The 10,864-nt window shown below is 37.4% G+C and carries 9 protein-coding genes and 1 pseudogene; 3 read left to right on the top strand and 7 right to left on the bottom strand.

What is annotated here, in order from left to right; all coding sequences use genetic code 11:
- Positions 1–90: 90 nt before the first annotated feature.
- The 5 genes and pseudogenes from Q9306_RS23870 to Q9306_RS23890 form a co-directional block, all read right to left on the bottom strand.
- A pseudogene (locus Q9306_RS23870) lies at positions 91–246 on the bottom strand (WD40/YVTN/BNR-like repeat-containing protein); the annotation flags it as partial.
- 227 nt (positions 247–473) lie between these two features.
- A complete protein-coding gene (gene scpC, locus Q9306_RS23875) occupies positions 474–1,988 on the bottom strand; it encodes a succinyl-CoA:acetate CoA-transferase ScpC (protein WP_306203023.1) in 1,515 nt (504 codons plus the stop codon).
- A 127-nt stretch (positions 1,989–2,115) separates the two neighbouring features.
- Positions 2,116–2,760 carry a LytTR family DNA-binding domain-containing protein gene (locus Q9306_RS23880; protein ID WP_306203025.1) on the bottom strand — a complete coding sequence of 215 codons (645 nt, stop codon included), beginning with the start codon at positions 2,758–2,760 and terminating at the stop codon, positions 2,116–2,118.
- A gap of 376 nt (positions 2,761–3,136) precedes the next feature.
- Entirely contained in the window at positions 3,137–4,180 is a 1,044-nt protein-coding gene (gene adhP, locus Q9306_RS23885) for an alcohol dehydrogenase AdhP (protein WP_306203027.1), read from the bottom strand.
- 166 nt (positions 4,181–4,346) lie between these two features.
- On the bottom strand, positions 4,347–5,309 hold the full coding sequence (locus Q9306_RS23890) for a helix-turn-helix transcriptional regulator (RefSeq protein WP_306203028.1): 963 nt from the start codon (positions 5,307–5,309) through the stop codon (positions 4,347–4,349).
- A 109-nt stretch (positions 5,310–5,418) separates the two neighbouring features.
- On the opposite strand from Q9306_RS23890, the gene Q9306_RS23895 reads away from it, so the two are divergent.
- Together Q9306_RS23895 and Q9306_RS23900 are read left to right on the top strand one after the other, a co-directional pair.
- The gene (locus tag Q9306_RS23895; protein WP_306203039.1) at positions 5,419–5,898 is read left to right on the top strand and encodes a GyrI-like domain-containing protein; all 480 of its coding nucleotides are present in this window, start codon (positions 5,419–5,421) and stop codon (positions 5,896–5,898) included.
- A 22-nt stretch (positions 5,899–5,920) separates the two neighbouring features.
- On the top strand, positions 5,921–6,385 hold the full coding sequence (locus tag Q9306_RS23900) for a DUF8821 family protein (protein WP_306203030.1): 465 nt from the start codon (positions 5,921–5,923) through the stop codon (positions 6,383–6,385).
- Between the two features lie 454 nt (positions 6,386–6,839).
- Here the strand turns inward: Q9306_RS23900 and yeiL are convergent, their stop codons facing one another.
- On the bottom strand, positions 6,840–7,511 hold the full coding sequence (gene yeiL, locus Q9306_RS23905) for a transcriptional regulator YeiL (protein WP_306203032.1): 672 nt from the start codon (positions 7,509–7,511) through the stop codon (positions 6,840–6,842).
- Positions 7,512–7,594: 83 nt separating this feature from the next.
- On the opposite strand from yeiL, the gene Q9306_RS23910 reads away from it, so the two are divergent.
- Positions 7,595–8,767 (top strand): MFS transporter, encoded by a 1,173-nt coding sequence (locus Q9306_RS23910; protein WP_306203034.1) that lies wholly within the window; start codon positions 7,595–7,597, stop codon positions 8,765–8,767.
- Positions 8,768–9,004: 237 nt separating this feature from the next.
- Here Q9306_RS23910 and yjeM read toward each other — a convergent pair whose 3' ends face one another.
- Positions 9,005–10,513 (bottom strand): glutamate/gamma-aminobutyrate family transporter YjeM, encoded by a 1,509-nt coding sequence (gene yjeM, locus Q9306_RS23915; RefSeq protein ID WP_306203036.1) that lies wholly within the window; start codon positions 10,511–10,513, stop codon positions 9,005–9,007.
- Positions 10,514–10,864: the final 351 nt, after the last annotated feature.

The raw sequence follows: 10,864 nt of genomic DNA on the forward strand, positions 1-10,864 counted from the left end.
CTACCATTATACAAGAATTTGGGGAGGTACTCCTTTTTTGTGTGCTCAAAACCATTGGTATATCAGGGCTGAAAATTATGAAATTGATTCACATAATAATAAAATATAAATATTGTAATTCATTCTTCCATACTTACAGTATAAAGCTAACTCATAACAGAAAATCCCGTATACAATTATTAGTATTGGATTTGTTACTAATGATAAAAGTATCCTTTTCGCATTTTCCCTAAATATAGAAATCACTCCCAATTAAATGTAGTGCTGATATTAAGTATACTTTGTTTTACCAAATATTTGTATAATCCTTGAATCGGCATTAATTATAGTAATGAAAAGTAACTAAAAAAGACAAGCTCACTTAAGTAAGCCTGTCCTTGTATATGAATAGAAGATATATTGTTTATTCAAAACTTAACTTCAATTCTTTAATATGAAATGGAATCCTCTGTATGTGGTTTATTATTACTTGCTTATACAGTTTCCAGTACCTTTTCAATCATTGTCCCATTTTGAGCAAAATTCGTATGCCAAGAAAAAGCTTTTTCTAAAACATGAGGAGTTTGTCCACCTCTTGTTTGCGCTTCTTCGTAATAAGCACGTAGTTGGTCACGATACATTGGATGTGCGCAATTCTCAATAATTAGTTCCACTCTTTCTCTTGGCGCCAGTCCTCTTAAGTCAGCATATCCCTGTTCAGTGACGATCACATCGACATCGTGTTCCGTATGGTCTACGTGAGAGACGAAAGGAACGATGCTTGAAATGTTACCACCTTTCGCAATCGATTTCGTAACAAAGATAGCTAGGCGTGCATTTCTTGCAAAATCACCAGAACCACCGATACCGTTCATCATTTTTGTACCTAAAACGTGAGTAGAGTTGACATTTCCGTATATATCTAATTCTAAAGCAGTATTAATCGAGATTAATCCAAGGCGGCGAATGATTTCAGGATGATTGGAAATCTCTTGCGGGCGCATCATTAATTTGTCGCGATACTTTTCAAAGTTGGAAAATACCTGTTGCATTTTCTCTTCAGAAAGCGTGATGGAGCAGCAAGAAGCAAAATGTACTTTTCCAGCATCCATAAGATCAAAGACCGCATCCTGTAATACCTCGGAATACACTTCTAAATCTTCAAACTCCGAATCTAACATTCCATGCAGCACTGCATTAGCTACTGAACCAATTCCCGATTGTAACGGCGCTAAACTATTCGTTAATCGGCCTACTTTTACTTCTTTTCGAAGGAACTCTATTAAATGCTGTGCCATAATAACAGTTTCTTCATCTGGAGGAACAATCGTCGATGGCGAATCAAGTTGGTTCGTAAACACAATACCCTTCACTTTTTCAACATCAATCGGAATTCCAATCGTTCCAATTCGATCATCTGATTTCACGAGCGGAATTGGAGATCTTTCTCCTTGTTTTCCAGGTTCATATAAATCATGTAGCCCCTCTAGTTGTGTAGATTGAGCCATATTCATTTCAATAATAATGGACTTAGCATTTAGGGCAAACGCTAAAGAATTTCCAATTGAAGTGGTTGGAATAATCATTCCATCCTCAGTAATTGCAACCGCTTCCAAAATAGCAACATCTATATCCATAACGTCCGCACGAAGTAGCTCTGCTGTATGAGATAAGTGCTGATCCACAAATAAAAAGTCTCCATTATTAATTCCTTTTCGCATAGTTGGATCGGCTTGGAAAGGCAATCTTTTTCCTAAAATTCCTGCTTCAGCAAATAATTTATCTACATCCGAGCCTAAGGAAGCTCCAGTATAAACATTTACTTTAAAAGATTTATCATGCTTAACTCGGTTCACCAGCGCAAATGGGACTGCTTTCACATCACCTGCACGTGTAAACCCACTTAAGCCTAAAGTCATTCCACTTTCAATCCAGGAAGCCGCTTCTTCAGGTGTAACTACTCGGCCCTTCAGACGATGATCCCTGATTCTATCCAAATTATTCTCCATATGTAATCCCTCTCTTAATGAATATTCATAATTATTTTACACATTAACACTATTAAAATAGGGATTTTGGTATACGATACCGAAAATTCAGATAAAATAGCGAATCTAGGTTCTAAAGCAGAAAAATCTAGAAGCCTAGAAGCTTACGAAAATAACTAGCATATGATTGACTAACTGGTACCCTCTCATCATTATCCATCGAAAGTAAAAAAGTAGAATGGGTATCAGGATAAATCGCTTTAATATGATTCACATTTACAATAAATGAGCGGTGGCATCTAATAAACGAATCCTTCGGAAGCAAATATTCGAATTCTTGCAGAGAGTATTTATGTGTTCCTGATAACTCTTCTGAATTCACATACGTCTTTTTATCTTTTGCCTCTAAATACATGACCTTTGAAAAAGGAACAGGAACCCAGCCGTCCGTTGTTTTCAAAGTAACGACCGATTTCCCATCCGTTAAAGCTGGATAAATTGCCGTCACGCATCCCTCAAGCTTTCCGTTATTTAAAAATGGTACGGCCATTCCGTGATAAGGAACACCAAAAACATCTCGGTTAATAAACTCAGAGGCCTTTTGCTTCGTCACCATTGCTTTATGGGCAATCGTCCCTTCCTTTATTGGATCCCCGACGCTAATCTTTAAATCAATTCGTTTACTTGGTCGATAGTAGATATATTCTTCTGTATTCGAAACGGCAATTGAAATTTCATCTGAAAATAATTCACCAATAACATCTAGTAGTAAACCTAAGGTTATATCTTTCATACTATTAACACCCCATTCACTATTATACTACTATTATTAATACCAAACTGTACGAAAAGTAATAAATTCCCTAATCAAGAAGAAGTTCAATAGCGGTGAAGCAGACAGTACGAAAAAGAAGGAGAGGCTGTCCTAAAAACCCCTTTAAATGATTAAAACCCACGGAGAAAATTTATTTTCTCCGTGGGTTTTGTTGTTTTTTAGGCTTTCTTCTTCAAATAAGCGATTCTTTTTCGCTTAATACTGGACTCATTCCAAAGAAGTTACCTTTTTAATATTTATTAAAAGAATCGTACCAACGATGGTTGAAACAAATTGAACTACCCCCACCTACCGTTTCGTTTGAGGTGGGGGTCTTCTCGCCAAATATGATAAATTATTTACACTCACAATTACACTTGTGCTGTTTAAAATCAATTACCATACGACCTTGAATCTTACCTTGTTCCATTTCTTCGAATACATCTTGTACGTCATCTAGTGGGCAAGTTTGAACAACCGGCACTACTTTGCCTTCTGCACCGAACATAAATGCCTCCTCTAGGTCCTTACGAGTACCAACTAGAGAACCAACTACTTCAATTCCGTCTAGTACAAGTCGTGGAATGTTTAAATCCATAGTTTCTACTGGTAAACCTACCGCAACTACTTTACCGCAAGCGCGTACTGAATCAACCGCTGAGTTGAAGGCTACTTTAGAAACTGCTGTTACTACAGCGGCATAAGCGCCACCAAACACCTCTTGAATAATCTTGTCAGCAGGACCTTGAGTAATTGGATTGATAGTCATATCAGCACCAACCTCTTTAGCTAATGCTAATTTGTCGTCATTGATATCTACTGCAATTACCTTCGCACCAAATACATTCTTAGCATATTGGATAGCTAGGTTACCTAATCCACCACAACCGTAGATTACGATAGGTTGACTAGGTTTAATGTCTGATACTTTAATAGCTTTGTATGTAGTTACGCCTGCGCATGTGATTGATGATGCTTGAATAGGATCTAATCCTTCTGGAACTTTTACCGCATAATCAGCAGTAACGATACATTGTTCAGCCATACCACCATCTACTGTATAACCAGCATTCTTAACTTCACGACAGAATGTTTCTCTACCAGTTACGCAATACTCACAACGTCCACAAGATTGGAACATCCATGCGATACTTACACGGTCACCAATCTTAAGTGAAGTAACATCATCAGCAATTTTAGTAACAATACCTACACCCTCGTGACCAAGGATGCGGCCATCTGTGTTACCAAAATCATGATTCGCAACGTGTAAGTCAGTGTGGCAAACCCCACAATACTCTACATCTACTAATGCTTCGCCTGAACGTAACGGACGTAATTCTTTTTCGATAACTTCAATGTTTGCTTTGCTGTTTTTATTAACCACTACTGCTTTCATATGCGATTTCCCCTTTAGTGTTTCAGAATTTTAATAAGTTAATCTTTACCAATTAATCATAACATGGAATTCGAAACACAAATTGTAAAATATCGAACAAATTTTGAAATATTATACAAAAGCAACTAACCAAGCTCAAATTTATTTTGGTTTTAACTAGCACTCTTTATGGGCAGAATAAGCATACTCTCTCTTGTAAACCTTCTAATACCTCTTGTGGCACTTCCCTGACCTTGATATCCCCACCTAGGAAAAGTAGCCAATTTGTTATTTCGGTCAATTCTTCGGGATTATTAACATTGATAAACGTCTTTAGAATGGCCGTGGCTTGGTAAGGATGCGTATAGGAAATTGAAACTTTTAAAGGATGATATTTTTTGAACTGGGCAATCGCCTTTGGACCAAGCTCAAGGACAAGGTTAATTACTTCTTCCTGCTTACTTAGTTTTTCTAAAATCTTTTTCTTACTTAATCTTTTTTTCGCAGGGTATGCTTTGACATTGGTGAGATTGTCGACAGGGAAAATTTGCCTCTTTTCATCCTTTAAGTCAAAACCTTCAATCAGCCAAAGGCCTTTTTCATGATAAAGGTGCAAGAGATAAATGGGATAAGACTTTATTACCTTCTCTTCTTTGATAGTAATCAATAAATAGCTATCCAAAAGAAGGATTTGGATAAGTTTTTCTAACATAGGATGGGGTAGGTCTGACAGATCAAGTAGGTCGGGATTATTGGGGTTGGTCCCTTCAAAAAGCAAAGTTTGATTTAAAAGAACCAGTTCATCTTGCTGGTTTTCTGAGATGAGGCCTAGTAATTTTTCAGCTAAAGACTGACGACTCTTTAGATAAGGGAGTTGTTTATTTCTTGTGGCCATAAAGGCAATAAAAAGAGCTTTAATCTCATTATCGGTAAAACGAACAGTGGGCAGGACAGAGTTGTTCATGACAAAATAACCCCCATCCCTTCCAACTTCAGCGACAAGCGGCATCCCCATGGCTTCAATTTCTCTGATATCTCTAATAGCTGTCGAACGAGAGATGTTAAATTCTCGCATGATTTCAGAAATTGTAAAGTGGGCGCGGTTGTTGATATACCGCATGATGATATTAATCCGTTCAACTTTTTTCATCGGAGCCTCCTAAACAGTATCATTTTTTGACATGATTTAAAGCTATTATAAACTCATCAAATGAAAAGACAAATCATTTGATTACTAAAAAAAGAGGTAGGTTTTGAATATGGCCGATTATACCCTAGAAGAAAAAGACAGCTTTACCGTTTTAGGTATTGGAACTGAACTTAAGAGCGATTACACAGACTATGCTGGCATAAACAAGGAAAAGGAAGACTTTTGGTGGGCCATCAAACAAGATGGAAGACTTGACACTTTAAAAGCCATAGCCACAAATGACTACATTTTCGTCGTGAACGAAGCGGTGAATAACAAGATGATGCATTATGCTGGCGTCATGACAGAGGCATCGGTACCAGAAGAATCCAGAGTTATCCAATTTCCTAAGGGAGAATACCTAGTTGTTAAAGGGGAAGGAAAGACGACTGATGAGTTGAGTAATAAACTTACCGGCATTACCTTTGGTCAAGTCTTGCCAGAAGCAAAGAATTTTGCCTATGTTGGTGGGCCAAATGCAACGGTTAAGATGGGGCAACGAAACGGCTTAGTATTTGGTGAAATGTGGATTCCTGTTGTTAGGAAATAAGGAGATAAAAGGAGGAATAGAATTGTCCTATATCGTTGATTTTAAAAATGTGTCTACGGTTGGTTTAGAGTCTTCACCTGTAGCAGAAGCGCTTGCTGGTTTACGTGCTAATGAAGCCCGTTACTTTATGAACAAATACAAGCATGAATTTACGGTTGTACCAGCTAGCGAAAGCCAGGAGACCCTTGATTATGTGAACCGAATTTTGAAAGAAGAACGTGATATTGAGTTTGCGGCCAAACCTTTAGAAACGTCGCGTTTTCAAGTGGAAAATATTAAATTTACTTACGTCATTTATGAGGATGGGCTTGTGATCAACGTCATGTATACAGTTGATAACCCTAAGAAGCGGGCGGTTGGTTTTAAGCTTTCTGAGGGGATGGAAGTACCAAAAGAGTTAGAAGGGAAGTTTAAGTTTGCTAGGCAGAAATCTAAACTAGCTGGAACAATTCGAGGCTCGTTTTTTGTAATTAAAGGAGAATATTAAAGTACACAAAAGTGCAATTGGAGGAATTCAGCCGTTTTTTGTATTTGGTCATTCTTTTTCTTCATTTGGATAAGAAAATCCTGATTGAGCAAAACACCTATTCATATAACAAATGTTTATCTAGGCACTCAAATAACAAAACAGCACCTCTCCATCAAATTAGAGGGGGCTGTTACTTTTTTGCTTCCAATCACAATTTTTACTACACAACATACTTTTATCCCGCTATTCGTGAGCAGTAATACTCCCACCTCAAAATTCGGCGAAAGCAATGTCCAGCTCCAGTGGCTAGAATGTTCGGTGGCTTCGCTTCTTCCTACGAGGTAAAAAGCACCTCTACGTCAGAAGCTCCATCCCCCTCACATTCTGAACGAGCCACTTCCGCTTTTCTTAAGAAGTTAGGTGAGCGATGAAGAAAACCCCCACTGATTAAAGTTTCACTTTATCTAAATGGTTACTTATTCTTCAACATCTCTGCAAGTTCATATAAAGAATGATACTGTTTAACTTGATAATATCGCCCTTCCTTTTGCAAATATCCTTTATCGCAAAATTGTGTTAGTACGTGCAATAAGTGACGGTAGGATACACCTAGATAATCACAAACCGTTACGTGTTTCTCCTTATAAACCCCTTCATAAGCTGTTTGCAAAATAAAATCTGCAAGCCGGTTTTCAAGTGGGAAGGCAAGGCTTTGTGAATACTTTGCAGCCATAAGTGTTGCCTTTATACTTAAAAACTTAGTTAATTCACGTAGAAATTTTGCATCTTCCATCAATTGTGTGCGACAACGATGAATAGGAAGAGCAAAACAAATGGTCTTCATTGATGCTTGAATTCCTTTTGTATAGTACACCTCATTAAATAATTCCATTTCTCCAATGTACTCATTTGTGTTAATAAAATTAATTAAGGAAACTTTTCCATTTTGATGTGTTACATATATCTTTGCTTTCCCTTCAATAACATAAAATAGAAAATCCGTTCTCATACCTTCTTGAATAATCCATTCATCCCGTTGATACTCGTGCACTTCCATAAACTCTTCAACTGGAAAAGAAAATAAATGCGCAATAGAGCTCTTCTTCAACTGCAGTCGCTTTTTCTCGCCTTTGTAGATTTCCATAATCCACCTCAAAAATATGAGATATCTCATATTATTTTTACGTATTTACATGATAACATGCAAACTATGGGAGGGGATACAGCATGAACACACATCGCTGGATGAGTATACAGTTTTTTAGTTTTTTTATGACATGGGGAATTTTCCTACCCTATTGGACAGGGTGGATGATTCATACAAAAGGAATTACGGTTCCTCAAGCTAGTTTGATTATGAGCTTAGGTTTAGTTGCAAGAGGCCTTTCTACATTATTTGCATTTCCTTATTTATCAGGGAAATGTAGTAGTAAAACCTTATTAAATGGGGCGGGAATCGGCACGCTGATTGCTATTCTGTGTTATATTCCGGCAAGTTCCTTTACTAGCTTACTTATAGTCACATTAGCATTCCATTTCTTTTATCCAACATTGATGCCTGCTTTAGATAGCGCTGCTGGCGTACTCGTACAAAGTAACCAATTAAAAGATTACGGGAGAAGCCGTCAATGGGGATCCATCGGATTCGTCCTAGCCGGCATGATTTTATCTATCTTTACAGGGATGCTTGGAGATGAAGTGATTTTATGGGCCCTGTTACTTGGCACAGGGATATTCGTGTGTCTTGGTTTTATGCGTGCACCTGTCATTTTATCTAAAAAGCCGCAATCAGACCAAACACAAAAAGAAGGCATGTTAAAATTATTTCATATCAAGCACTTTAGTTTGGTACTCATTATAGTAATTTTACTGCAAGCGGCACACGCTTCTTATTACAATTATGGCTATCTCTTTTTACAAGAAATCCATGCACCCAAATATTTAATAGGTGTAATTATTAACATTGCCGTAATCGCGGAAATCATTTTTTTCTCAATCGCAGACCGGAAGTTTCAAAACTTTTCAGTAGGCTCCTTACTTGCACTAGCAGCACTTGGTTCTTCCGTACGTTGGATATTAGTATTTGCCTTTCCTAATGTAATTGTTTTTTGTATCGCACAAACCTTGCATGCATGCTCATTTGCTATGGGGCATTATGCTTTTATGAAATACCTAGTCAAAAACATTTCACCTACACAGATTCCGAAAGCACAAGGCATATATTCAGCACTGGCTCTTAGCTGGAGCACTGCCGTATTTACAATTTTCGGTGCCTATTTATACGAAATTGAGCCAAGGTACGCCTTTATCGGGATGATTGTTTGTACCATACCGTCGATGCTGCTTGCACTTGTTTATCGGAATTTGGAACATAAAAAGAAAGCAGCAGTTTTTATTTAGTTTGTTTATTTAAAACTATACGAAGCTAAACCGATCTTATATGCCGCACAAATCCCTGGATATTCAAGCGCGGCATATTTTCGTTTTTCTTAATGCTTAAGATCATCATAGAGCATTAGGTAATACTGGATTATTATAAAGCAGGCTTGTCCATTTTGGACAAGCCTATTAACTTACCATCAATTTTATCCCCCACTGATGGAAGTTTCACCTTATTTAAGGTTAACTTATTTTCTTTTATTTCTGCTTTTCTATATCATGTATTTTTTCATATTTGCTATACATTAACCATGCAACAACTGAGAAAATAATGGGTCCAGCCACACTCCAAATGGTTGTTTGCATATCCCCTTCTAAAGCCGGCTGTACGATACTAAAGAAATTTGCAAGTCCAACTGTTAGAACAACAATCCATGTCCAAAGATTTGCGCTCAATTGCGTTTTATATACGATAAACGGCTTATTGATTTCCACTTTTTTCTTAAAATACGGGAATGCAAGTGCTATAAATATATACGGTATTGTCATAGCCACATTAGTCATCGAAACGAGTATGTTAAAGAATGCGGCCATTGTGCTTCCACCGAAAGCAATTAGTGCAATCATTACACAAACAATAGCAGCTTGAATCCACATAGCATTAACAGGCAGCCCATTCTTTGTTTCACCGATTTTTCCCGGCCACAATCTCTTAGGTGTTCCTTCAATCATCTGCTTTAACGGTGAAAACATCAAGGTAAAGAACGCACCGGACAGTGCTAGGAACATTGAAAGTCCAATGAATCTTGCAACCCCAAATCCCAAAGCCGTAGCTGTAGCATGGCTTGCTCCAAAAGCGGTACCTAGTGAGTAGCCTAAATTGGCCATAACTATATAACTTGCGTTTCCTAGGTTAACATTCGCAATACCCATTACAGATGCCCAGTTTGTGAATATTCCAATTAATAGTATTCCTAATGAATACCCTACAGAGATTATGGCTGCAGATAAAAGAATTCCTTTCGGAAACGTTTTTTCTGGATTTTCTGTTACATCCACTAAACCGCCTACTGCTTCAAGTCCACCATAAGCGAAGAGAGCATATACTACAAATGCTAACGAAGCAATAATATCTCCTGCATATTGAGGATTTGGTGTTTGAGTAAATGAATGTAACCCTGTAATCGGCTGCGCCAAATGTCCATGATTACCTATAAGTACTACTATTGCACCAATCCAAAGAAATACATTCAATAACAAGACTGCAGTACCACCTAAAGAGGTTACTTTTTTAATTTTATCCAGACCCTTAGTTGATGTATAGGTTACTATAAGAATCCATACAATCCCTAAAACCCCCAGAACCTGAGGTCCTCGAAGATTAAATAAAGTCCAGCTTTGTGTTGTATCTTGTCCAAAGATAGCATTTGACACCGGAACCCACATACCGGATGCGACATTGACCATCCAAGTTATATAAGAAAAATACCACATGAACGTTCCTATAAATGCAAATTTTGGACCGATGGATTTTTCCATCCATGAGTAGATACCACCCTTTTCCTCTTTAAAGGCGGAACCAAATTCAGCTACCATTAATGCAAAAGGAACAAAGAAGGTTATGGCTGAAAATATGTACCAAGGAATAGCGGCATAACCCATCTTATAAAATGATCTTGGAATGTTGTTGAATCCATAAACAGAAGTAAAAATCATTAATACTAGGGATACTAAAGTCAACTTTTTGGTTATGTTTGTGTTTGACACACATTTTCCTCCCTAATTATAGTTATCATATAACTTCAACACGGAATGTTTACTTCGTATAATCATACTTAGTCCTACATTTAAAAATAGGGAAGTATTTCCAGACAACGTAAGTAAACGATAAAATCGCTTTCTTTGCTTTTTTATTATATCCAAATTGCACTATAGCTACTATAATCCACTGTTAACCTGGTTTAAAAAACTTATAAAAATCTATCAAAACGTTGGCGAACCAAGACAAAAGCCAACTACCGAAAAAGAATCTCACCTTTTTCCTGTCCGCAAGGCTATCACCTTCTCATTCACCTACTGTGAAAGAATAACGGCAGGTTCCTGTTAGGAACGGTCTTG

The sequence above is a fragment of the Bacillus multifaciens genome (assembly GCF_030756675.1).
Classification (GTDB): domain Bacteria; phylum Bacillota; class Bacilli; order Bacillales; family Bacillaceae_G; genus Bacillus_A; species Bacillus_A multifaciens.

Coding starts and splice junctions, on each gene's coding strand:
- scpC (WP_306203023.1), bottom strand. CDS start 1,988: ATGGAGAATAATTTGGATAGAATCAGGGATCATCGTCTGAAGGGCCGA.
- Q9306_RS23890 (WP_306203028.1), bottom strand. CDS start 5,309: ATGAAAAAAGTTGAACGGATTAATATCATCATGCGGTATATCAACAAC.
- Q9306_RS23895 (WP_306203039.1), top strand. CDS start 5,419: ATGGCCGATTATACCCTAGAAGAAAAAGACAGCTTTACCGTTTTAGGT.
- Q9306_RS23880 (WP_306203025.1), bottom strand. CDS start 2,760: ATGAAAGATATAACCTTAGGTTTACTACTAGATGTTATTGGTGAATTA.
- Q9306_RS23910 (WP_306203034.1), top strand. CDS start 7,595: ATGAACACACATCGCTGGATGAGTATACAGTTTTTTAGTTTTTTTATG.
- adhP (WP_306203027.1), bottom strand. CDS start 4,180: ATGAAAGCAGTAGTGGTTAATAAAAACAGCAAAGCAAACATTGAAGTT.
- yeiL (WP_306203032.1), bottom strand. CDS start 7,511: ATGGAAATCTACAAAGGCGAGAAAAAGCGACTGCAGTTGAAGAAGAGC.